The sequence below is a fragment of the Arsenicibacter sp. R0_47 genome, assembly GCF_057652235.1.
Map to the genome: position 1 here is coordinate 39611 of NZ_JBYFCJ010000034.1, position 23338 is coordinate 62948.

18 protein-coding genes are annotated in these 23338 nt (G+C 53.5%); 5 read left to right on the plus strand and 13 right to left on the minus strand.

All coding sequences use genetic code 11. From position 1 onward, the window contains the following. The first annotated feature begins 4 nt into the window (after nucleotides 1–4). Nucleotides 5–199, plus strand: a complete 195-nt coding sequence (locus AC23NW_RS31260; RefSeq protein WP_487454481.1) for a cysteine-rich CWC family protein — start codon at nucleotides 5–7, stop codon at nucleotides 197–199. 1 nt (nucleotide 200) lies between these two features. Here AC23NW_RS31260 and AC23NW_RS31265 read toward each other — a convergent pair whose 3' ends face one another. From AC23NW_RS31265 to AC23NW_RS31325, 13 genes are all read right to left on the minus strand, one after another. Continuing rightward, nucleotides 201–1037, minus strand: a complete 837-nt coding sequence (locus AC23NW_RS31265) for an ion transporter (protein ID WP_487454482.1) — start codon at nucleotides 1035–1037, stop codon at nucleotides 201–203. A gap of 146 nt (nucleotides 1038–1183) precedes the next feature. After that, nucleotides 1184–3286, minus strand: a complete 2103-nt coding sequence (locus AC23NW_RS31270) for a hypothetical protein (protein WP_487454483.1) — start codon at nucleotides 3284–3286, stop codon at nucleotides 1184–1186. Between the two features lie 36 nt (nucleotides 3287–3322). Further along, the gene (locus AC23NW_RS31275; RefSeq protein ID WP_487454485.1) at nucleotides 3323–3781 is read right to left on the minus strand and encodes a nuclear transport factor 2 family protein; all 459 of its coding nucleotides are present in this window, start codon (nucleotides 3779–3781) and stop codon (nucleotides 3323–3325) included. A gap of 134 nt (nucleotides 3782–3915) precedes the next feature. Next, nucleotides 3916–5820 carry a helix-turn-helix domain-containing protein gene (locus tag AC23NW_RS31280; protein WP_487454486.1) on the minus strand — a complete coding sequence of 635 codons (1905 nt, stop codon included), beginning with the start codon at nucleotides 5818–5820 and terminating at the stop codon, nucleotides 3916–3918. Nucleotides 5821–5906: 86 nt separating this feature from the next. Next, entirely contained in the window at nucleotides 5907–6512 is a 606-nt protein-coding gene (locus tag AC23NW_RS31285; protein ID WP_487454487.1) for a 5-formyltetrahydrofolate cyclo-ligase, read from the minus strand. Between the two features lie 6 nt (nucleotides 6513–6518). Then, nucleotides 6519–8072: a bacillithiol biosynthesis cysteine-adding enzyme BshC gene (gene bshC / locus AC23NW_RS31290; protein WP_487454488.1), complete on the minus strand. Its 1554-nt coding sequence runs from the start codon at nucleotides 8070–8072 to the stop codon at nucleotides 6519–6521. A gap of 94 nt (nucleotides 8073–8166) precedes the next feature. Next, on the minus strand, nucleotides 8167–9474 hold the full coding sequence (rimO, locus tag AC23NW_RS31295; RefSeq protein ID WP_487454490.1) for a 30S ribosomal protein S12 methylthiotransferase RimO: 1308 nt from the start codon (nucleotides 9472–9474) through the stop codon (nucleotides 8167–8169). A gap of 99 nt (nucleotides 9475–9573) precedes the next feature. Beyond that, a complete protein-coding gene (locus tag AC23NW_RS31300) occupies nucleotides 9574–11568 on the minus strand; it encodes an FAD-dependent oxidoreductase (protein WP_487454491.1) in 1995 nt (664 codons plus the stop codon). Nucleotides 11569–11640: 72 nt separating this feature from the next. Beyond that, nucleotides 11641–13401, minus strand: a complete 1761-nt coding sequence (locus AC23NW_RS31305) for an FAD-dependent oxidoreductase (protein WP_487454493.1) — start codon at nucleotides 13399–13401, stop codon at nucleotides 11641–11643. 150 nt (nucleotides 13402–13551) lie between these two features. Beyond that, entirely contained in the window at nucleotides 13552–15228 is a 1677-nt protein-coding gene (locus AC23NW_RS31310) for a RagB/SusD family nutrient uptake outer membrane protein (protein WP_487454495.1), read from the minus strand. 18 nt (nucleotides 15229–15246) lie between these two features. Continuing rightward, nucleotides 15247–18639: a SusC/RagA family TonB-linked outer membrane protein gene (locus tag AC23NW_RS31315; RefSeq protein ID WP_487454496.1), complete on the minus strand. Its 3393-nt coding sequence runs from the start codon at nucleotides 18637–18639 to the stop codon at nucleotides 15247–15249. Between the two features lie 28 nt (nucleotides 18640–18667). Next, nucleotides 18668–19687 (minus strand): FecR domain-containing protein, encoded by a 1020-nt coding sequence (locus tag AC23NW_RS31320; RefSeq protein WP_487454497.1) that lies wholly within the window; start codon nucleotides 19685–19687, stop codon nucleotides 18668–18670. Between the two features lie 56 nt (nucleotides 19688–19743). Beyond that, a complete protein-coding gene (locus tag AC23NW_RS31325; RefSeq protein ID WP_293841230.1) occupies nucleotides 19744–20418 on the minus strand; it encodes an RNA polymerase sigma-70 factor in 675 nt (224 codons plus the stop codon). A gap of 345 nt (nucleotides 20419–20763) precedes the next feature. Between AC23NW_RS31325 and AC23NW_RS31330 the strand changes: the two genes are divergently transcribed. From AC23NW_RS31330 to AC23NW_RS31345, 4 genes are all read left to right on the plus strand, one after another. Beyond that, nucleotides 20764–21243, plus strand: coding sequence for an N-acetyltransferase (locus AC23NW_RS31330; protein WP_487454499.1), 480 nt, complete (start codon nucleotides 20764–20766; stop codon nucleotides 21241–21243). Further along, nucleotides 21233–21754 (plus strand): hypothetical protein, encoded by a 522-nt coding sequence (locus tag AC23NW_RS31335; protein WP_487454501.1) that lies wholly within the window; start codon nucleotides 21233–21235, stop codon nucleotides 21752–21754. The genes AC23NW_RS31330 and AC23NW_RS31335 overlap by 11 nt, the downstream gene beginning before the upstream one ends. A gap of 207 nt (nucleotides 21755–21961) precedes the next feature. Beyond that, nucleotides 21962–22546, plus strand: a complete 585-nt coding sequence (locus tag AC23NW_RS31340) for an RNA polymerase sigma factor (RefSeq protein WP_487454503.1) — start codon at nucleotides 21962–21964, stop codon at nucleotides 22544–22546. Then, nucleotides 22543–23337: a hypothetical protein gene (locus AC23NW_RS31345; RefSeq protein ID WP_487454505.1), complete on the plus strand. Its 795-nt coding sequence runs from the start codon at nucleotides 22543–22545 to the stop codon at nucleotides 23335–23337. Before AC23NW_RS31340 ends, AC23NW_RS31345 begins: the two co-directional genes overlap by 4 nt. The last annotated feature ends 1 nt before the right edge of the window (nucleotide 23338 follow it).

Genomic DNA, 23338 nt, shown 5'->3' on the forward strand with positions numbered 1-23338 from the left:
CCTCATGCAACCACGACCAACTACCTGCCCGCGCTGCGGCGAGCCCTTCAGCTGCGGGGTTGGAGCCATCGGCAGTTGCCCCTGCTCCGGAATTGTTCTGACGGAGCGTCAGCGGGCCTATATCCGTGCGCAGTTTGCAGACTGTCTGTGCGTAACGTGCCTGAAAGCCATGCAGGAGACAAATCTAGCCGAGGAATAAATTACAACTCTTTGCCACAGTGCGGGCAAAACCGTTTTTGGGAAGCTGACTTAGTAGTCCGGATATGATCCAGAAAGCCGGATACCAGAATACCGGTCGGCAAGGCAAACAGGCCAACCCCCATAATGGCTGCAAGACCACCCAGTAACTTGCCCAGCGGCGTAATGGGGTAAATATCGCCGTACCCGACGGTGGTCATGGCCGTGACGCCCCACCACATCGTAGCCGGAATGCTGGAAAACAGTTTTGGCTGCACATTGTGTTCAACATAGTACATCAGACTCGACACAATAATCAGCATAAATACAATCAATACGGCACTCAATACCAATTCTTCTTTGCGGTCGGCCACCGCATGCTGAATTATCCGGAAGGCATGCGAATAACGTGATACGCGGAATAACCGGAAAATACGGAACAGCCGCAGAATCCGGATAATGGCCAGATCAGCGGCAAACAAGGTGAAGAAGAAAGGAAAAATTGCCAGAAAATCGATGATAGCCGAAGTCGAAAAAATGTACCGGATCCGGCCTTTAACAGGGTGCTGGTACTTTTCGTTTTCCACACATACCCAGATACGGAGCAGGTATTCAATGGTAAAAAAAGTAACCGAGAACAGCTCAAAGTCGTAAAAAAGCTGCTCGTATTTCAGGTTGTAAGCCGGTACGGTGTGCAGCACAATGGCCAGGGCATTCAGGGAAATGACCGTGACCAGAATCAGGTTAAAGTACAGATTGACGCCACGACGCTTGCCATACGATGTCTCAAGGGCCCGGTAGAGCCGGTGCCGGATCGTATGACTGCGTTTTTTATGGGCAGGTTTCTCAGTAGTCAGCATATTTCAGGTGGTTTGCACCTAAAAATACCAGGGAACCCCGTCTGCTGCAATGATTTTTGCGCTGGTTTTTCAAACGTACCGGCCGTTGCCATCCTGATCGGTTACTCAACGGCCGGTACATTACCGGCAGCATTAATTAATGCCTTCTAAGGGCATCGGCTCGCCGAAATGGTTACGCTTTGACTGGCGGTACCAATACCGCAGCTGTTGGCCGACGTCACGGTCAGGGTGTAGGTGCCGGGCACTTTGACGTCCGGCCCTGCCACAGCATACGTTCCGGGGTTCCGATAGACAGTACTGAACACATATCCGCCCGAAGTACTAGCAGGCGTGGCTACGCCTGATGGCCCCGTAAACACGAAAGAGGAACCGGTAGCCGTAGCCTGGATGCGGTAGGGACACGCCGAAGTAGCCGCCAGCAAACTCTGGATCGACGCTGAACCTGGCTGCTGCTGGTTCACGCCGACGGCCACTGTCCGGGTACACGTATTGACATTGTCGGTTACCGAAGCGTACAGGATCGTTACCCCCGCAGGCAGGTTGTTAGCCGTGAACGTATTCGTTGCGGAATTATAGGTACCCGCCGGTTGCGTCAGGGCGGCATCACGGTACCAGGTCGTACCGACACTGAAGCTATTGCTTCCGCCGATCTGAAGCGCATTGGCATATACTGCACTACAGGAGGTAACCTGCGGAATTATCAGGTCATTGTTATCCACATTGGCAATCGGATTGCCCTGCGGATAACTGATGGTTCCGTTGTTGATTATTGTAGCCGATACAGGCAGTTCCTGACTGATCTGTGAACTGCTTACCGTCAGCAGACCGTCGTTGGTAAACGAACCATCCTGATGCGAAACCGGCGCAAACGCCTCAATAATCCCGCAGGCCTGATTCGTAAACAGGGCTTGATGACCGGATTGCGTTTTAACATTCAGAATAGCCAGCTCAGACGGAGGGACAACGGCCCCGATACGCATCAGACCGGCGTTGGTAAAGACTTCTACATTGGTCATTCCCCGCGTTACCCGGTCAATATGAATTTCAGCACCTGCACTGTTCATGAACAGCGTACCGGTGCAAAGCATACCCACCCCCATATTGGTAACGGAGCCGATTATCAGCTTGCCATCGTTGCGGAACCGGCTGTTCGACTGGTTCCAGACGCCATTACCAAAAGCCCGATCCAGCCGGATGATACCGCTTGTAGTATTGGTGAAACTACCCGCATTGTAGATATCATCCTGCCCCACAAAAGCAACGTCGCCGATCGTCAGGGCCGATGCGTTGACAAATGTTGCGGAACCACCATTGAACACCCCGTCACCGCCAACACCCGTACCGGTCCGGTTGATGCTGATGTTGCCCCCCGAAGCATTTGTGAATGATCCGCTGTTGGAAATTCCCTGTCCGGCAACCGTACTCAGACTGCCGATCCGGATGCCGGCGCTATTCGCAAAAACACCGGCCGTAAGTATCGCTGTGCGGCCGGTATTATCAATCTGAATCAGCGCACCAATACTATTGGTAATCGTGGACGACGCTGCATTTGTAATTCCGGTACCGGTAACCGATGCCGATGCACCGATCGTGATCGTAGCCGAGTTGACGAAACTACCGCCCGTATTCAGCAAGGCTGAGCCGCCGGCCCGGTCAATAGCAATACGTCCTCCTGCTGAATTACTAAACGATGCCTGATTCCACAGCGCATTACCTCCCACGATGGCTACCGATCCGATGGTAATGGTCCCGGTATTAGTGAACGTACTTCCATTAATGAGTGCCTCATTCGTAGCCTGATCGATCGTGAGGGTACCCCTATTCGTAAATGTACCGCTGTTACGGATACCAATCTGGCCAATCGGTGCCAGGTTGCCCATTAGCAGTGTACCGTCGTTGATGATTGTTCCCTCATTGTAGAGCGCATTAGGGTAGCCGCCCATGGTCGTAAAGCTATTGATAGTAAGGCTACCGGCGCTGCTAAGGCTCAGCGAAGCCGCCGTTTGCACATGTACCGATTTGGCCTCTGCCGTTGTACTAATGACAGGCTGGCTGACCGGTGCCGCCGGAATCACCGCATTCAGCGTTGCCGTGGGAACGCCGTTGTCCCAGTTACCGGCATTGTTCCAGGCATTGCCGGAACCGCCCGTCCAGTTTGTGGTCTGGGCCATCAGGGTAGTCAGCGGTAACAAACATACCGCCAGCAGCAAACACAGGGCTGCCATAGATTGTACAGGTCTTTTTTTCATATAATTTTTGCTAACTAACAGATGAAACAGAAGTAATCAATAGGCATAGAGCCGGGTAATCCGGTTATGTTCGATGGTGTAAATGAGACAGACGGGTCGTGTGGTGTCGGGCGGGTCGCCCCGGGTAAGGCCTTCGACAATCACATGGTATTTACCGGCCGGATAAAGCTGCCGGATTTCCAGTGCACGGCGCTCGCCGGCATAGTGCAGGTACCGGTAGTGGTCCAGCAACCAGGCTCTGGACTCTTCTACGTCGGCAAGCAGCATAGTGCGGTCCCGATAGCGTACCCGATCGGCACATAATGTACCGGCCGCCTGCCAGTTCTGATTATTCAGGTGTTTATGCAGCGTTTTCGTCAACAGCATATTGGCCGTCTGCTGCTGTTCCAGCCCTGGGGACTCACCGGACTGACAGGCAGCCAGCACCAACAGCATGTAACCGGAAAAAAGGAATCTGACGCGGGCAGGCGTACGTGACAGACAGGCACAGTTCATGGTAGCAGCAAGGATTATGTTGCGGCTACAAGGTGAGGGGAAACCGGTAAAAAGGGCTCTGCTATTGTGTCAGAAACTTCGTCTATTGTTGCAGAAGGCCGAAAAACTTCGTCTATTGTTGCAGGAGGAGGCCATTAGTTTTCCGGCAGGTTAAACCGGCGCAGAACTGCCTTAAACACGGGATTGTTGTGGTACTGTCTGAAAGGAGGCATGACCTTGGTATCACGGTAGAAATACCCGCCACCGGCCGCTTTGGTAAGGTAATACAGGCTGCTGTCGGCCTGGTTCAGCCCGGCATAGACAACGGCCCGTTCATAATCGGCCCGGGGGGTAGCGGTTGACAGTCCGCGGAGAAACTGAATGGCCTTCTGCCGGTCACCGCGCCGGGCCTCGCAATAGAGCAATAGCGGGATTTGCCCGCGGTCGTCCGGATTCAGGACCATCATCTGCCGGAAACAGGCTGCGGCTCTGGTGTACTCTTCGCGGGCCAGCCAATAATACGCGATACCCAGCTGAAAGGCGAACGACTTATCAAACAACCCGCGCCCCGCCTCAATGCCGGTACGGGCGGAACCGAACCGTCCCGACAGGGCACAGTTCGAAATATACGCACTCATCATGACCGGGTGGAGCGGGTCAAGCGCAATAGCCCGGGTACTGTACCGGACAGCCTCATCGAGTTGACCGGTGGTGCGCATCAGCAGACTGAACCAATGACAGGTCTGGGCATCGTTCGGATTATATTGCAGAGCAATCCGGTAGGCATTGGCAGAGGCCTGCCACTGGTACGTTGAATAATACAGGCTACCCAGCACAGCATAGGCCGAGCTGTTGCCGGGGTCGAACTGAATGGCCTTAAGCGCATTTTCTTCCGTCAGCCGGTTCAGCGTCGGGTTATCAATTTTCGCAGACCCGATCAGCAGGTGACAGGCAATCGCCTTCTGGGCATAGGCTTCGGCAAACGTGGAGTCAAGGCGAAGCGCCTGATCAAACCGGTTCCGCGCCTCCATCAGATCCGGTTCCAGCCGGCTTACCAGCAGCTGTTTTCCCTGTACAAACAGATTGTAGGCGCTGAGGTTATGAGTCCGGATATGGGCCAGCTTCTCGGAGGCCGACGGGCTATTGGTCAGGTTCAATTCACGGATTACATCACGGACGATCTGCTCCGTCAGCGTAAACAGGTCTTTATAGGCCGACTGATACGTGTGTGCCCATAACCGGATATCTTCCCGGGTATCCATAATTTCTACTTTAACCTGTAGCTGATCAGCTGTTTTCAGGACACTGCCCCGCAATACGGTTGCTACCCGGAGTTCATCACCGATCTGCCAGATACTTTTCTGTGTATCCAGGTACTTTTCCGACGACGAACGCGAAATCACCTTCAGGTTTCTGAACCCCAGCAGCGATGTATGAATTTCGTTCATGATCGCTTCGCTGGTCGGGTCATCATTTGCCATTCCCAAACGGGTAAAAGGCAGCATCGCGATTGATCGTTCTGAGGTATCCGGTGTCTTGACCGACGGCCTGAAAAACCAACGGTACAGGCTAAAACCGATTAGAAGAAACAGCAATACCGCCATCATAACCGGACGCCACTGTTTCTTTTTTGTGCTAACCGGTATTGGCGGCAGAACGGCCTCAGCGCCAATAGCGGGGTTGGCGGCAGGTTGTGACGAGGGAGATCCGGCAGGTTGCGGGGCTTTCTGGTACTGTTTCCGGTACTCCGTAGGGCTTACCTTGTATTCTTCAATAAAGTAGGTACTGAAATTCTGAGGATTCTGAATGCCAACCAGGTCGCTGATTTCGGAGATGCGCAGATCAGTGTCCAGCAATAAATTACCAGCCTTTTCGAGGCGGTACCGCCGGATATAGAGGGATGTAGACAGCTGCTTTTGTTCCTTGACAATCCGGTGTAGCTGTGACCGGCTTACGCCAAGCATCTGACAGATTACATCAACCGAAAAAGCCGGATTGTTCAGATTATCATCAATTAACCGGTTCAGCTTCTCGATGACGAGCCTGTCAGCACTTACCATATGGGGCGTTGTTATACCAACCAAATATACCGTTTCCGGACAACTTTATAGTGCTTTTTTCTAGTTGCCGGTTAACAGGACATAGCCTAAAAGTACCTGATATAGTCACGGATAATACAACAGTCCAGCGGGACATCCCCGGCAAAGGTATCCGCTATCTGCTCCACGGGATCGAAGAAGGAAAGGCCGGTTTTAAGGCAATCGGGGCGGCACTGCGCCAGAAACCGGTCGTAGAAGCCACCGCCGTAACCCACCCGCTGCCCCTGCTGATCGGCTACCAGCAAGGGTACCAGCACCACATCCAGGGCATCGGGTGAAACCAGCGTATGCTGCGTCAGGTCAGGCTCCTGAATGCCGTACGGATTTGTGATCAGGGGTGTATCCGGGTATAAGCGGACATGGGCCAGACCGCCGCCGGCAAAATCGGTCACCGGTACGATGACTTCTGCTCCCGGCTGTTGCCAGAGCCAGCGAATGACCGGCCACGTATCGACCTCGTTCTGCCGGGCAATAGGCAGGAAACAATGCACCCGCACCGGCTCTGCAAACGTCTGCTGCCATACCGGAAACCGCGCCTTGACCGTCCCGGCAATCTGCATGCTCCAGGCAACTACCGTGTCGCGGCTCAGTGCCTTGCGTTGCGCCAGATACGTTTTCCGCAGCGTTGCCTTATCGGTTCCGGAGTTGTGCATCAGGTGTTAACTTTCCAGGCAAATCTGCATCCGGAAATCAAACGGGTCGAAGTGTTGCAGTAGTTTTTTCAGGAAGTCCTTGTCGTTCAGATAGAATGTCAGGTAGTTTTCGCTGCGCTCCTGCAGGCCGTCGCCGGGAAAGAGTTCGTTTTTCACGGCCAGCAACTGGCTTACGCCCACGGCCTGATTCCGTTCTTCGGCGCGGCGCATTTTCTTTTCGAGGTTGGTCACGGCATTGGCAAACCGTTTGGTTTCGGCCAGCACCGCTTTTTCCAGTGTCGGGTCTACCAGCATGGCCTTTTGCAGCATCATCTCCAGCGCCTGATTCACCAGCTTACTTTCTTTACCGAACTTCAGGGCGTTATGGGCATGTTGCTCCACAAAATCACGTTTGAGTTCAAAGGTATTCCGGAACAGATCTTCGGGTGTGATACCCAGCCGGGCGATGCGCTTAGCACTCACACGCGGTACATACAGCGCAAAGTTCCGCGGCATCAGGATCGGAAACGGCAGGTCGTAATGATCAAATACCGTTTTCAGCTGCATCCAGTACGGGACTTCCGACGGACCACCGATATAGGCCAGATTCGGCAGAATGGTTTCCTGATAGACCGGTCGCAAAACCACGTTCGGGCTCAGCTTTTCCGGATGCTCAGCCACCAGCGTGTCCATTTCCTCTGCCGTGAACGTCAGTTTTGTATTCACGACACTGAACGAGCCGTTTTCCTTGCGCTCAATGCGTTCCCGCAGCTGATCGTCGAGATAAAACAGGTTGATGTCGCGGGGTGAAATAACGGAGTGGTAACCCAGTGTTTCGAGTTCCTGCGTGGTATGCTGCACCAGTCCGGCCGAGGCCTGCTGAAACAATTCTTCGTGCAGTACCGGCGTAAAAAGTTTTTTCAGGTCGGCATCGTCGGCGTCCAGACAAATCAGCCCTTCGCTGCCGAACAGCTCGTTCATGTAGTAACGGGCAGCATCGGCCAGCGTATCATGCTTCAGGTACGCCTCCTCAAACAGGAACAGCTTTTCGGGAATGGTTTTGAACAACGCTGCCAGCTCCGCCGGATTCATCCGGCCGACCGCTCCCTTTTGGGTAGTCTGCCAGGTATGTTTACGGCCAAAAAGGCTGAAGTGGTTGATTTCGTCAAAATCATGATCCTCGGTGGCCATCCAGTAAACCGGCACGAAGTTGTAATCCGGATAGGTCTCCTTCAGTTTTTTCGCCAGATTAATAATCGTCACCAGCTTATAAACCACGTACAACGGCCCCGTAAAGATATTGAGCTGATGCCCGGACGTAACCGTAAACGTGTTGGGGTCGTTCAGCACTGAGAAGTCTGGTTTTTGCTGAATACCGGCATACTGCCGTTCCAGTACCGTAACCAGCGTTTGCCGGTGTGCGGCGGAAAACGTCTTTTTCTGCTGAATTTGCGGCCCGAAGGCGTCAATTGACGGGAACCGGTTGTAGAACGGCGTCAGCGCCGGATTCTGGGTAATGTAATCTACAAAAAAAGTCGAAAACTGACCTGTAGCGTCAAGTGGCAGGTACTGACAGTCCATGAAGGAGTAAGGTTTACGAAATACCACAACACACGAAAAAGCGCCAAGGTTCACCCTGGCGCCAAGTCATGCTGTTAATGCTTTGTTAACGGGATTACACAACCTCCCCGTAAAGGTCAAACTCGTGCGCTTCGGTAATGCGGATGTCGGCAAAATCGCCCTGACGCACAAACTGCGTGGCCTTCACCAGCACCTCATTATCCACTTCCGGTGAATCGAACTCGGTCCGGCCGATGAAGTAGCCTCCCTCCTTACGGTCGAACAGCACTTTATAGGTATTCCCGACGCGCTCCTGGTTCAGTTCATAGGAAACGCCCTGCTGTACTTCCATGATGGCATCAGCACGTTCCTGCTTAATGTCGTCCGGAATGTCGTCGGGCATCGAGAATGAATGCGTATTTTCTTCGTGCGAGTACGTAAACACGCCTAGCCGGTCGAACCGCATGCGCTCCACGAAATCATACGTTTCCTCGAACATGGCTTCGGTCTCGCCAGGGTGCCCCACAATCAGGGTCGTCCGCAGGGCAATGCCCGGCACTTTCTCACGGATAGTGTGCACCAGCTCTTCCGTTTTCTCACGCGTAATGCCACGGCGCATCAGCTTCAGCAGCTCGGTTGAACCCGTTTGCAGCGGCATATCGAGGTAGTTACAGATATTCGGGCGCTCACGCATCACATCGAGCACGTCCATCGGAAAGCCCGACGGATAGGCGTACTGCAACCGGATCCAGTCAATGCCTTCGACATCGGCCAATTGGTTCATCAGGTCGGCCAGATTACGCTTTTTGTAAATATCGAGGCCGTAATAGGTCAGGTCCTGCGCAATCAGAATCAGCTCTTTTGTGCCGCGACGGGCCAGCGACCGGGCTTCGGTCAGCAGCTCCTCAATCGGCCGCGACACGTGGTGGCCACGCATCAGCGGAATGGCACAGAACGAACACGGACGGTCGCAGCCCTCCGCGATTTTCAGGTAGGCATAGTGCGCCGGCGTAGTCAGCAGCCGCTCCCCTACCAGTTCGTGCTTGTAGTCGGCTTTCAGCGTTTTCAGCAGCCGGGGCAGTTCATTCGTACCGAACCATGCGTCAACCGATGGTATTTCGACCGACAGTTCATCCTTGTACCGGTGCGACAAACAGCCCGTCACATACACTTTATCCACGATGCCCGCCTCCTTGGCGTCGGCATAGCGCAAAATGGTGTTAACCGATTCTTCTTTGGCGTTGTCAATAAACCCGCAGGTGTTGATGACCACGATGTTGGCATCGTCTTTTTTCGACTCATGCGTCACATCGTAGCCATTTCCTCTGAGCTGCGTGTATAAAACTTCGGAATCAACCAGGTTTTTTGAACAGCCCAGCGTAACGATATTGACTTTATTGGTCCGTAATCCTTTTGTTTTCAATGTACTATCTGCTTTAGCAGCCAATCGTGGCTCTCTCAATGGCCAACGTTGAACTATTCCTCAAAGTTCGGAAAAATAGCACACCGAAAAAAACCTTCTCTACTTCCGTACCGGAACAAACAGGACGGCATCGGCCACAACAGGCCCGTCGGGCTGGCTGGCACCGATCTCCACAAAGCCGTTTTTACCCTGACTGAAGTCATACTCACCCAGGGCTACCCATTCGCCGGATGTCTGGCCAACTACCACAATATCAGCGGGTTTTACCTTAATTTCTTTTCTACCTCTGCCGTCAGACACGGTGATTCCCAGCTCCGTAGCGCTTTTGGCTAGCCGTGGAAAATAGGTAAAGACCTGATATTTTCCCGGACGCGTAATTGTCGGCGTAAACCGCACCGATGGTGTCCCGCTCTGCGCCTCATACACCAGATAAGATGCCCCGTAGCCTGCCTTGCTCTTGTCGGTCTTCCAGTCACCCGAGGCCGTAATGCCGTCCTTGTCTTCGTTATCCACCAGAATTTCAGGCGTTGAGCCGTCGGCCAGCGGGTTCATTTTCAGCTCCCGTTGCAGGCGGGCAATGTCCACATGGTGCACATCGGTTTTGGCATCAATCGCCATCGCAGCCGCCAGTGCCGTTGACTGCCCCAGTACCATAAAGACCGGCTCCATCCGGATCGACCCGTAGGCGATGTGGCTGGCCGACAGGCAGACCGGCACCAGCAGGTTCCGGCATTCGGTTGCCTTCGGAATCAGCGAGCGGTACGAAATCGGATACGGCCCAAAACCGCCTACCTCGACGTTGCCTTCGTTTTTAACGATCAGCTTCCCGTCTTTTTCAATCACCAGCCGCTGACAGTTGTGGGAGTCCATCGTATAAGCCGCCAGCCCGACGCCATCCGTGACCACTTCCTTCGCCTGGCAATTGGCCTGCGTCATGACATACGCCCCGATCATCCGGCGGGCTTCCCGCACATACAGCTGCGAGCTCCAGTTGCCGCTATCCGTATACTCGTCTTTCGGATAGCCCCACTTCCGCATTTCCTTACGCAGGTCTTCCGGCACACGCGGGTCATGCCCGACAAAATACAGCAAGCCTTTGGTATACAGCTCATGGTCACGGATAATGCGCTCCCGTTCGGCATAGTCTGCATCCGGATAGCGGTAGTTCATGCCGATCATGTCCGTTGAAAAGCCGTTCCGGTTGTTGATGTCCGTTTTTTTGTTCGGCATTCCGCTCCAGATAAAGTAATCGTTCAGCGTTTTTTTCTGCGGTTGGGCCGCCATCAGCCGGGCCAGCAGGTCGTATTTTGTGGAGTCATAACCCGCCGGACGGGTAATGGCCACCTGGTTAGCGGGGTCCGACGACAGGCAGATGCGGTAGTTATAGGCCTGTACCGATTTATCGCCGGTGCCGTTGGGAGCCAGTTTAGCCGTGCTGATACCCCACAGCAAACCCGATTCCGGTTTGCCGGGTACCTTGTAGGGATCCAAACCGTCGGGCAGCTGGTGACCGTTCATCAGTTGTACACCGCTCAGTGTTTCGTTATAAGCCGAATTATCCTCACGCCCTACAAAATACGAAACCCCCGCTTTGGCCATCAGGTCGCCCTCGTAGGTGCAGTCGATGAACATTTTGGCGCGGATGGTCTGCTTCTTCGCAGGGGCATCTGACTGCTCCAGCACGATTTCCTGAATCAGGCCGTCTTTTTTCTTCACGCCGGCCAGCCGGTGTTTGTACAGCACCGATACGTTCCCGCGTCGGACATAGTCCTTAAAAAGGTCCTCGGCCACGTGCGGTTCAAAGATCCATTGTTCAAACTTGCCGTAATGCTGGCCGATACGCCGGTAGTAGTCCCGGGCAAGGCCGGTGATGGCGTATTTATTGCCGATATCGGTCAGGCCGAGACCGCCGGAGGTCATACCCCCAAGGTGCTGACCAGGTTCAATGAGCAATACGGTTTTGCCCATCTTCCGGGCGGTATAGGCCGCAATTACCCCGCCGGAGGTACCGCCGTAGATACAAATATCGACTTGCTGCTGCGCCAGGGCTACCGACGCCAGCAAGCTCAGGAAAAGGGTTTTCAGGATTCGCATAGGGGTTTGACTATGTATGTCAAACTCCCCGAAAGTTTTGAACTTTCGGGGAGTTCAGAAGAATAAGATCAATCACTTACCATTCAGCGCTTCCCACTGAGCGGTTTCGAAGGTCGGGTCGGTGGGCGAGAGTTTTGGCGGATAAATCAGGATCGCCTTTTGTTGCAGGAGCGCCTTTTGCAGGTCTTTTACCGGCAGCGAGTGCACGGTCTTATTCTGCTGAATGCACAGCGCACCGGCCGTACCGGCTGCCTGGCCCAATGCCATCCAGCACGGTTCCATCCGCAGGGTCGAAAAGCCGATGTGCGTGGCTGAGGCCGGTACCGGTGCCAGCAGGTTCTCAATCGGTGCGTCGGGCACGATAACGCCATACGGCACTGTGTAGACCGCCGACGGATAGCTCAGGAAACCATCGAGGTGAATCCGGCCTTTTTCCCGCTTCCGGACCGCGTGCGAATCCAGCGCGTAGTGACTGGCCGTAATGCTGTCGGCATGCACCGGCGGCCGCCCGCCCGGCTGCGTTGGCCGTGCATCGTGGGCCTTAAAAATGTATTTGCCTTTCATGCGGCGACCTTCGCGCACGTACAGCTGCCGCGGGAAATTGCCGTTGTCGGTATATTCGTCCTTAGCCCAGCCCCATTCCGAACACTGTTTCCGGAACCACTCCGGCAGGGCGGGATCGTTCTGAGCGAAGTAAAATAAGCCTTCAGTATACTCGCGCAGGCGTTGCGCATACCGGTCGCGCCATTCCCAGGCAGAAGTCGGATACGGCCAGTTTTCTTCCGGCAGATCGGTCGAAATAAAGGCCAGGTGCTGGTTGTTGCCGTCGTTTTTGCCGTTCGGCAGCTTCACCATGTTGGTCAGCCAGGCAATCCCTTTGGGCATACCCGGCACAACCGGCGGCATACCGGCTTTTGCCAGGCGTTCGTTTTCGGCCTTTTGGGCGTCGGTTAGTTTCAGCACGTCAACGCCCGTATGAATACCGGTTGTTACATCACCCACCAGCGACACATACTCTTCGCGGTTGTAGCGGGCCGGCTTCTGAATCTTCGTCCGGATTTTCGGGTCATTGGTCACACACAGCCGGTAATTGTAGGACTGTACCGCATTATCGGCCTCAAATGTTGAGCCGGGTCCTTCTTTCCCTGCCCAGTGCTTATACACACGGCCGGCACCGACTTCGTCGTATTCTGATTTTCCTTCACGGCCAATCATAAACGGCACACCCGCCGCCGCAATCAGGTCACCTTCGTAGGTAGCATCCACGAACATACTGCCCTGATACGTTTCCGGCTGCCCCGTTTTGCGGTTAATGACCCGAATACCCTGAATCCGGTTCTGCTGAATCGTCAGGTTTTCGGGTTCAAAGTCAAACTGGCGCATCGTCAGCACCGTGATGGCCGGATGCTCGCGGAGCAGATCGTCAAATACCTTTGCCGCTACCGACGGCTCAAAGTGATAGCCATCCGAGCAATCCTTAACCTGCTGTGAATCGGCACCGTACTTCTCTACATAGTGTTTTTTGATCCGCTGTACGAACTCCAGAAACAGCCCGCCGGTCGCCCCACGGGTGGCAATATCAGTAGCTCCCAGCCCGTTGGCAGGCAACCCGCCCATGTAGGCCGTCCGTTCCAGAATCAGGGATTTTTTGCCCAATCGGGCCGCTGCCACTGCCGCCATAATACCCCCGGGCGTACCGCCGACGATGATCAGATCATAATCGGCGGCTGCCGGGGCGGCTGACGTATGGATAGACAGTGCAGATAAGCCGGTTGTCAGCGCCAGCCCACCCAGCCCTGACAGTTTTATAAATTCGCGTCGTGTTGAGTACATATCGTTATAATGTAGGGGCGACCCCACGTGGTCGCCCATTAATTGTCGCCCGTTAATAACCGCCCATTAATATTCGCCCGTTTAATCAATATAAAAACGTGTTTCTGAAGTAAGCACCCACCCACCGTTTTATACCGATCTGCCTGATAGTTAATAACCTGGATTTTGCGTCAGCGCCTTGTTGGTTACCGTTTCGATGTTCGGAATCGGCCACAGGTAATCGCGGTTTGTATTGAAAACCCGTACCTCGACCACCCGCATATCGACACGGTTTGGTACCACACTGTAATCCGGTGTCCCGTTTTCGTCAATTTTCGGTGCCGTTGCCAGCAAGCCTTTCGGAATCCGGCCGAGGAAGTTACCCGCGATCAGTTTATCGGCAATTTTCCAGCGGCGGATGTCAAACAGCCGCAAGCCTTCATTCGCCAGCTCGTATTTCCGTTCTTTCCGGACCGCCGACCGCATCGCCGCCTGCGACTGACCGGTTTTGATGGCCGGCATATTCACTCCCGGCCGCTGCCGCACGGCGTTGATGGCATCATACACCGACTGATCAATCTGGTTGGCTTCAATTTTAGCCTCGGCATAAATCAGCAACACCTCCGCATACCGGATCAGAATCGCATTGATTTCGGAATTACTGCGGTCGTCCTTATCGGTCATGTCCGTGTATTTCCGCCAGCAATACCCCGTATAGGTTGCAAAAGCGTGAATAGCATCCTGGTTATCAATCCGCGTGGCCGGTGTCGTGTTATAATTCCAGGTCTTTACGCTGTCCTTGTGGGTCTCAAACTTGAAATTAAAGTAGTTCGAGCCGGGCACGGCCATCGTGTAATCCAGGCGCGGGTCACGGTTCTTAAACGGATCTTTGGGGTTATACAACGGCGACTTGTCGATCGACAGACCGTCGGTACATTCATAGGAATCGACCATGCACTGCCCCGGCACCTTGTTGGATGCTCCCTGCGCATTCCGCGAGAGCAGGTTCTGCGGTGTGGCATGCGTCTGTGTGCCTTTCAGGTACTGAAACGCAAAAATGATCTCGGTCGATGTCTGCCCCTTATACGAAAACAACTCCCCGAAATTGGTATGCAGCTTGTGGTAGTTCAGATCCATAACGGCCTTGGCCGCCGCTGCCGCCACATCCCATTTCTCGTTGTAGAGTGCAAACCGGGCTTTTGTCGCCAGCGCGGCTCCTTTTGTGGCGCGGCCGTTGTTCCGGGCATCGTAACTAACCGGCAGATCCTTCGCTGCCTGATCGAGTTCGTCCAGGACAAACGTCACCAGATCGGCCTTCGGACTCTTGGGTATCTGCGCCTCCGACAGGGCCAGCACATGGGTCACCAGCGGCACCTCCCCGTACAAACTGACCAGATAATGATAGGTATAGGCTCTGACAAACCGCGTTTCGGCCTTGTAACGGGCAAACAGCGCTGCGTCCATTTTGCCCTGCAACTTGTCAATATTGTCCAGAATGAAATTACAGCGGGCAATCGTTTTGTACGATTCCTTCCAGACCGACACCACATACGAGTTATTGCTGTCGTGGCTGCCTTTACCGATCTGCTGCCAGGCGCTGTTATTACGGTCCCACGAAATATCGGTCACTACATCGAGCAGCAGCGGTACCGGCATCCCGTCGCTCGGCGTGTAGGTCATGGCTTTGTATGCCCCGTTAACCGCCAGCAGCAGTTCACTTTCGTTGGAGAAAAACGATTCGGCCGACGGCCCTTCGAGCGGATACCGCTCCAGATAATGATCGTTGCAGGCGGGCAGGGTAAGGATCAGACCGGCCGCCAGCATTCCGTATTTTATGTATTTTAACATGATGAGTTCAGCGGTTTATCAGAAGTTTGCGTCGATACCAAAACTGTACAGCTTCACTTGCGGGTAAGCATTACCAACGCCCACCGGCGTTTCCACATCATACCCGTTCCAGAATTTGTCGATGGTGAACAGGTTCTGGCCATTGGCGAAAATCCGCAGGTTTTTGATACCCGCCCGCTGCACTACCGCTGACGGAATCGTGTAACTCACCTGCACGTTTTTCAGGCGCAGATACGCCGCGTTTTTCATCCAGAAGCTCGACACCTTTTCGTTGTTGGCTTCGCTGAATGCCAGGCGCGGGAACACTGCGTTCGGATTTTCCGGCGTCCAGTGGTTTTTGTGCTGTTCCTGTACGGTGCCGCCAAGGTAGAACGGCATAATACCCTGCTGATACAGGAAGCCGTTTGCCTTGCCCACGCCCTGCACCAACACATTCAGACTGAAGCCTTTCCATGACGCATTCAGGGTAGTGCCGTATGTAAACCGTGGCAGCTGACTGCCCAGGACTACCTCATCGCTGGCATTGATAATGCCGTCGTTGTTCTGGTCCTTATACTTAATATCACCCGGTTTGATTACCCCGAACTGCTGGGCGTGACCCGCCACCTCGTCGGCAGTCTGGAACAAGCCTTCGGACACCAGCCCGTAAATCGACGCCGACGGATAACCTTCCCGGTTAACGGTCAAACCCGTCTGATTCACCCCGCGCATGTCAATAACCTTGTTCGTCAGGTCCGAGAGATTGAAGCCTACATCGAACTTAAAGTCTTTGACAGCACCACGGTAATTCAGACCCAGTTCCCAGCCCCGGTTGTCGACAATACCCGCATTCTGCGTTGGCGCACCCAGGCCGATAATGCCGGGAATATCCAGCGTCAGCAGAATGTCGTACGTCCGTTTGTAGAAATAGTCAGCCGTAACAGTAAAATGCGAAAACAGGGTAGCGTCAAGGCCGACATCGGTCATCTCGCTGGTTTCCCACGAGGTTTCCGCATTGGCCATCGTATTCAAGGCAGCTACGTTAACAATCTGCTTGCCAAAGGTATAGGCACCGAAATTGAGATAAGACGTAAAGCCGTATGTACCGGTCGTATTCTGGTTACCTAAGCGTCCCCACGAACCGCGCAGTTTCAGTTCATTGATAACATGCGACAGGGGCTGCATAAAATCCTCCTGCGAAATCCGCCAGCCGGCCGATACCGACGGGAAGAAACCATATTGACGCCCCGCCGCAAACCGCGATGATCCGTCATAGCGGGCATTGGCTTCGAGCAGGTACTTCTGCTTGTAGTCGTAGTTTATCCGCCCGAAGAGCGACTGCAACGCCCACTCTGATGCGCTTCCCGATGACCGCTGAATATCCGACGCACCGGCATTCAACACCTGATAATCAGGCAGAATAAATCCCTCGCGGTAGGCAGAGTTGTTATCGTTCCGGAAGTCTTCGCGCTGGAAGCCCAGCAGCACTTTTACCCCGTGATCACCGAATACCTTATCAGCCGTTACCGTACCACGCAGCGTGTTGTAGAACGACCGGCTGTTGGCTTCGGTCAGTGTACTTTTGGCTGGTGCCAGGAAGCTGAGCGCGCCGTTCGGCTTGTAGGTCTGTACGGCTTTATTGAAGTTTTTGTCGAACGAGATGGCATACTTTGGTGCAAACGCCACTTCGGCCGTCAGCCAGCTGGTTGGCCGGTAGGTCAGGGCGCTGTTCAGCAGTACATACGGACTGTTATTTTTGCGGGTACCGCCATCGCGTGAAAAGGCAATGGGGTTATCCCCGTTCCAGCCATCGCCCCAGGTACCATTCGAATTAATGCCGATCTGGTTAGCCGGAATCCGGTTCATCCAGTGAAAGACATCTTCTGTACCCCGTCCCGGTTCAATTGTGGTAGGCGCCACAATCTGCAGATCGACCCGTGCGCTGAATTTCTTCGAGAGCTGAATATCGGCGTTGTTCCGGATCGTATACCGCCGGAAGCTTGAACTTTCGATAATCCCTTTCTGATCGAAAAAGCCAATCGATGTCAGAAACCGGATACGCTCGCTCCCGCCATTAATGCTCAGAAAGTGGCTTTGCTGTAAACCGGAACCGGTCAGAACCGCCTTCTGCCAGTCGGTATCCGGATACAGGTCGCGGTTAGCAGCTCCTTCAGTACGGTATTTCTGGATCAGGTCATCCGAGTACAGCGGGGCGCGGCCGACATTTACATAAGCCTCGTTGGTCAGCAGCATGTGATCAACCGCATTGGCCATTTTCGGCAGGTTGGTCGGTGTCTGCATGCCTACGTAATTGTTATAATTTACCGAAATCCGGTTGCTTTTCGCCCGTTTGGTAGTCACTAGAATTACCCCGCCGGCGGCCCGCGATCCGTAGATCGACGAGGACGCGGCGTCTTTCAGTACCGAAATCGTTTCAATCAGGTTAGGATCGATGTTATCAATCGAACCTTCGATCCCGTCGATCAGCGTCAAGGGTGCTGCCTGCCCCATACCGCCCAGACTGTTGCGGATCCGGATAGTTGCCCCGTCACCGCCCGGTCTGCCTGAGCTCGTTTTCACGATGACACCCGGCATGAGTCCCTGCAAGGCCGAAGACGTCTGCCCGACCGGGCGTTTGGCAATTTCAACCCCATCGACTGCCGCCACGGCGCCGGTCAGGTTTACTTTCTTTTGCGTACCGTAACCAACCACGACTACTTCTTCCAGCGATTTTACGTCGTTTTCGAGCGAAATATTGATCTGTGTCTGGTTTTTCACCTCCACTTCACGCGTTTCGTAGCCGATGAACGAATAAATCAGCGTGATGCTGCCGTTCGGTATGTTCAGCAGGTAGTTCCCATCCTGATCGGTGGTGGTGCCACGGGTGGTGCCCTTCACAACCACACTCACACCGGGCAGCCCGTTTCCGGTTTTATCGGTCACCTTGCCGCTAATGCGCTCGTCAACTGTCGTAGCCGATGGCTGCACCGACTGTAGCTGATTCATGACCGGTACCATATTCTGCCCGCCAACGGGGAGCGCCGTTGTGTAAGTCATGGCACTAAAGGGCGTCATGACCTCATTGGTTTGCCGCCGCGACATAATAATATAAGCACTCTGATTCAGCTTTTTAAAGCGAAGTCCCTGCGATTTCAGCAACGCGGTCAGGTTTACTTCCAGCTGGGCAGCAGGGTCAATTACCGCCGACGTCTGCCGGTCGGCAACAACCTTATCTTCAAACAGGATATCAATTCCATAATGGTTTTTCAGGTTCAGCAACTGCTGCTTCAGCGAGTGCTTTTCCCGGCGGGACGCTTCGGTTGAGGTCCGCTTTTTGCCCTGTGCAAACGCCCAGGTCTGGGCTTGCACCCAACACGGAAAACCAGTCAACAAGGTACCAGTAAGCCAGGCTATTGGTAACAGCTTTTTCATTGTCAATCAGTTAAAGGGTTGTAAGAGGTTACAGTTTGGGTGGTATGGCAGAGAGCGTCAGGGTTTTGCCGGACCGGCTTACCTGTAGCTCAAGTACTTCGGCAATGGCCCGGATCAGGTCATTTGAGGTACGCGCCTTATAGGTACCGCTCAGGGTACGGTCGGCCAGGGAGGTGTCGGCCAGCCGAACGGTCAGCCCATACGTTTCCCTGACCATATCGACAATCTCGCGCAGCGGCGTGTTATCGAACACAAACTGGTGCGAACGCCAGGCAGCAAATGGTTCATTGGGGGCTTTACGCCCCTGTGTCAGTTCGCCCTGCTCCGACAACGTCACGTAATCGCCTGGTTTCATCATCAGCTGCTGCCGCTGCGCATTAAGGCTTAGGTAACTAAGCTGCACTTTGCCACGGTTCAGCGCCACTTTCGTGGCCTGCCGGCGGGCCGTAACCGAAAACTCAGTTCCCAGCACTTCTACTTCGACACCATGTGGTGTTTCGACCAGAAACCGCTGGTGTGTAACGGTATGGCGGACATCAAACACAGCTTCTCCCTCCAGCCGGACGCGGCGCGTCGACTCACCGAAGCCAAACCGGGGGATATACAGTTCTGAATGTCCGTTTAGTGTAACGACCGAACTATCAGGCAGTTTCAGAACACGGGTCTGGCCGAAATCCGTCGCATAGACTTTATACCGGACCAAATCCTGCCCTGCGTAGCCCAGCACGCCCAGCAACACACTTGCCGCAGCGGCCCATAGCCATGTCCGGCGCGACTGCCGGCCGATCGGTACCGGTTGCCGGAACAGGTCGCTTTCATACGGCTCCGTTACGACGGTTTGCGGCTGGTCAATGCGGTGGCGAAATCGGCCGAGGGCCTGATCAATGTCAGGCGCATATTGCGGCACACGCCGTTCCCATTCTTCCAGCCACCGGAAGTACAGCTCGCGGTTAGCGGGCTGCTGCTTCAGCCAGTCAGCAATCATTTTCCGTTGAAGCGGTGTGACCTGACCGGCAAAATAGGCCTGCATTAATTCTTTTGTCACCATGTCAGTTTGATGTGTAATGGGGTAATGAATGCTCATTATTCATTTTACATTATTCATTAATTTTCCCCTATCCAGTTGGCGAGTAAGGCAAGGAACAGGACATTTTTCTGTGTCAGAATTGTTCGGAGCGTGGCAATCGCCCGCAGCAAATGGTTTTCAACCGTTTTGGGTGCGAGGTTGAGTTCGGCGGCAATTTCCTTGTATTTTTTACCTTCAAAGCGGCTCATCAGGAAGATACGCTGCTGTTGGGGTGTCAGCTGACGCATGGCCTCGTCGAGAGCAACCTGCAGTTCATCCTGCTGCATGAGGCGGTCGGGCTGGGCAGCTTCGGCTTCGGGGCGGTCCAGATCGTCTGGCATCGGTTCCTGCCGGTTCAGCTCCCAGCGGATGTAATTATAAGCCCGGTTCCGGACCGCATAGAACAGGTATGCCCGGAACGAGGTTGTTACGTTGAGGTAAATTTCTTTGACCCAGAATGCATAAAACACATCGCTTACCAGGTCTTCGGCCACCTCGCGGTTCTGCACAAACCGGACGGCATGGCTGCACAACGGCCCGTAATATTGCCGGAAGAGCAACTCACACGCCTGCCGCGGGTTGTGCATGAAGGCTTGCCGGATGAAAAACTCACCATCGTCGTCGGCCTGGGCCAGTTCGTCGGCAGGATGCATGGGGACAATACGGGTAGACCATTTTTCTGAGGGCTGATCAGGGTTGAGCTTCGATAACATACACTTCAGGGGTATGACATAGATAAGACAAGATCAGCCCGTAAATCCCCCAGAAATTTTTTATTAATTCTCCAAATAGTTAAGAATATGCCGCTGATGCATTGAAAAGGCATATTCTGCCGGAAAAATGATGTAAACATTTATATACCGAATGCTACCGACCGCTACCGACGCTCCGCTGTTCTGTCCCTGACGGGACAATGGATGTGTTTGTAAAATACATTGCTACCGACGCTCCGCTGTTGTGTCCCTGACGGGACGCGATTCTGTGCAGGTGAATTCTTCTATTTACACTATTTTAAAAAATTTACGCTTTTTGTAAATTCGTAACCAAATTGTGTGGGGATGTATTTGCTCAATAGGGGTTCAGATCCACCTGTACCTGTCAAGGCTATCATAGAGCCTGTGGCCATTAGTGACCTGAAAAAACTGACGAAAAAAGATTTCCATTTTGCATGGAAAGACTTTCTGGAAACCGAATTGTGGAAATTGCGAACGACAGAAAACAGAGAGATCCTCGGTGTTATGTCACTCACGTATTACCCGCTTGAATACCGTATTGAAATTAATCTTATCGCCAGCCGAAGGGATAACACCGGATCAGGCAAGCAATATGATCGGATTGCCGGTTGTCTGATTGGCTGGGCATGCCGGCTGGCAGTGAAGGAATATGCCCATTTGGCAGGAATATCACTGAAACCCAAGACACGTTTACTAAAATATTATCAGGACAAGTATGGTATGCTGAGTGGTGGTCAGCAATTGTACCTTGATGGACGCCCTCTTTATCAGCTTATAGAAATGTATATTGATCATGAACCTTGACGAACTTACTCCCGAAGAACTAGTAGATGGTTTTATGATACCGGCCCGAATGACTCCTGATCAGAAACGCCGGGCAGATCAGGAATTAGCCGCTATTCGTCAGCAGAGATTGACAGAACAATCTGAGCAGGATAGGTTATATGGCCGGATGCTGCAATTGAAAATACATATTGAAGACTATATTAAGCAAGATACGTTTGACCCCAGGAAAGATTTTTCATACTTCCTCAGATTGTACATTGATCTTCAACATAAAAAAAAGGTTGACATAGCATCTGAACTTGATATTCATCAAACGAAGCTCAGCCAACTCCTGTCCGGGCACCGGGAACCTTCTGAAGATATTTTTATCCGGTTAGAGTTTCACTCTAATCAGTTTATTTCTGCCCGCGACTGGTTTCGTATTTCTATGAAACAGCAGGAGCATGCGATTATGACAAATGCTTCACTCCGAAATAAAGAAAAAAAGCACGTTAAAGGGCATTTGAACCTGAATGCATCCATCCGGTAGCTGATAACATATTTGCCGACAGCACCGACGCTGCGCTGTTGTGTCCCTGACGGGACAATGGATGTACACACCATTTTTTTTTCAGAATCTGACTTACCTTTTGGCACTTCGGCAGATTAAGGCAGTAAATCACCGGGACAGAATGCGTTTACCCATCATGCCGGGTACGTAAATGCCCGTTGATTGTTTTCACCAGACAGCCGCTGTATGCCGAATGTTTTCCCCCGTTTTCAGGACGACCGGGAGTTATACGAAGCCCTGCTCCGACGCGATGACCGTGCGTTTGACTACCTCTATGCCGAACTTGCCCACACGTTCCGGCATTGGGTGATTCAGCATAACGGAACCGGCATGGACGCCGAAGATGCGTTTCAGAAAGGCTTACTGAAGTTTCTGATCAATCTGGAAAACGGCAAATACCAGCATCAGGCAGGGACCCGGATCACCACGGTGGTATTTGACTACTGTAAAAAAACGTGGCTTACCGAAGCCGGTTCGTACCGGTTCCGGAACCGCGCCAGCCTGAGCGATGCCAGTGATCCGGCAGATACTGCCGACGTGGTCGAGGAAATGCAGCGGGCCGCCGTTGTGGAGATCATGAAGCAGGCACTTCTGCAACTGAAAGACGACTGCCGGCGGGTTATCGACTGGTTTTACATTGACGAAATGCCCCTGCGCGAAATCGCCGAAAAACTCAACATGCGTGAAACCTCGGTTAAGTCGAAACGATACGACTGCACCGAGAAACTGAAAGGGATTTATCGACAACTCGCCACCAAAAGAGGTCTATGAAACTGACCGAAGCACAATATGAGCTGATTGAGGCCTATCTGAACGGGGAGCTTTCTCCCTCCGATCAGGCCTCGTTCGAACAGGATATGGCACTGGATACGGCCCTGGCGGATGCCGTTGCCTTACAACGCGAAGTTGTGAGCAGTTTCCGGGCCATCGGCCTGGAACGTAAACTGCAACAGGCCCATGCACGCTGGCAGGCAACGCAGGAGAGCGAACCGGAAGCGGTTGTCCGGCCGATGCCACAATCAACGCGCCGGTCGGTCAACCGGGTGTACTGGCTGGCAGCGGCTTCGGTTATGCTGGTCATCAGCCTCAGCATCTGGCTGTACCGGTCGCAGCAAACGGAACGTAACACCAGTCTGGCGTTCAACGAAGCCTACCAGCCAGATCGGTCCGGTGATCTGAGCAAGAACTTCAGCGCTGATATGCAACCCCGCCAACAGGCCCGGTTCCAGTCGATTTACCGGCAATACCAGAGCGGGAACTACGATGCGGTGATCAGGGAGCTGAAAACGCTTCCCGCTGATCAGCAGACAATACATTACCGGAATTACATGCTGGGGCTCAGCTATCTGGCAAAAAAAGAACCGGCTAAAGCGGTGCCGTACCTGACCGCCGCGCTGAAAACGCCGACCCAAACACTGCATCAAAAATCGGAATGGTTTCTGGCGCTGGCCTACCTGAAAAACGGCGAACGGGACAAAGCCCGCGAGGCGTTGCAGCGCATCGCGGGCTTAGACAGCCATCCGTATCACGGGCTGGCGGCAAAGGTGCTGTTAAAGTTTTAGT

Excerpts from the sequence above, each read along its gene's own strand:
- AC23NW_RS31260 (WP_487454481.1), top strand. The coding sequence starts at position 5 with ATGCAACCACGACCAACTACCTGCCCGCGCTGCGGCGAGCCCTTCAGC.
- AC23NW_RS31265 (WP_487454482.1), bottom strand. The coding sequence starts at position 1,037 with ATGCTGACTACTGAGAAACCTGCCCATAAAAAACGCAGTCATACGATC.
- AC23NW_RS31270 (WP_487454483.1), bottom strand. The coding sequence starts at position 3,286 with ATGAAAAAAAGACCTGTACAATCTATGGCAGCCCTGTGTTTGCTGCTG.
- AC23NW_RS31275 (WP_487454485.1), bottom strand. The coding sequence starts at position 3,781 with ATGAACTGTGCCTGTCTGTCACGTACGCCTGCCCGCGTCAGATTCCTT.
- AC23NW_RS31280 (WP_487454486.1), bottom strand. The coding sequence starts at position 5,820 with ATGGTAAGTGCTGACAGGCTCGTCATCGAGAAGCTGAACCGGTTAATT.
- AC23NW_RS31285 (WP_487454487.1), bottom strand. The coding sequence starts at position 6,512 with ATGCACAACTCCGGAACCGATAAGGCAACGCTGCGGAAAACGTATCTG.
- bshC (WP_487454488.1), bottom strand. The coding sequence starts at position 8,072 with ATGGACTGTCAGTACCTGCCACTTGACGCTACAGGTCAGTTTTCGACT.
- AC23NW_RS31300 (WP_487454491.1), bottom strand. The coding sequence starts at position 11,568 with ATGCGAATCCTGAAAACCCTTTTCCTGAGCTTGCTGGCGTCGGTAGCC.
- AC23NW_RS31305 (WP_487454493.1), bottom strand. The coding sequence starts at position 13,401 with ATGTACTCAACACGACGCGAATTTATAAAACTGTCAGGGCTGGGTGGG.
- AC23NW_RS31310 (WP_487454495.1), bottom strand. The coding sequence starts at position 15,228 with ATGTTAAAATACATAAAATACGGAATGCTGGCGGCCGGTCTGATCCTT.
- AC23NW_RS31315 (WP_487454496.1), bottom strand. The coding sequence starts at position 18,639 with ATGAAAAAGCTGTTACCAATAGCCTGGCTTACTGGTACCTTGTTGACT.
- AC23NW_RS31320 (WP_487454497.1), bottom strand. The coding sequence starts at position 19,687 with ATGGTGACAAAAGAATTAATGCAGGCCTATTTTGCCGGTCAGGTCACA.
- AC23NW_RS31325 (WP_293841230.1), bottom strand. The coding sequence starts at position 20,418 with ATGTTATCGAAGCTCAACCCTGATCAGCCCTCAGAAAAATGGTCTACC.
- AC23NW_RS31330 (WP_487454499.1), top strand. The coding sequence starts at position 20,764 with ATGTATTTGCTCAATAGGGGTTCAGATCCACCTGTACCTGTCAAGGCT.
- AC23NW_RS31335 (WP_487454501.1), top strand. The coding sequence starts at position 21,233 with ATGAACCTTGACGAACTTACTCCCGAAGAACTAGTAGATGGTTTTATG.
- AC23NW_RS31340 (WP_487454503.1), top strand. The coding sequence starts at position 21,962 with ATGCCGAATGTTTTCCCCCGTTTTCAGGACGACCGGGAGTTATACGAA.
- AC23NW_RS31345 (WP_487454505.1), top strand. The coding sequence starts at position 22,543 with ATGAAACTGACCGAAGCACAATATGAGCTGATTGAGGCCTATCTGAAC.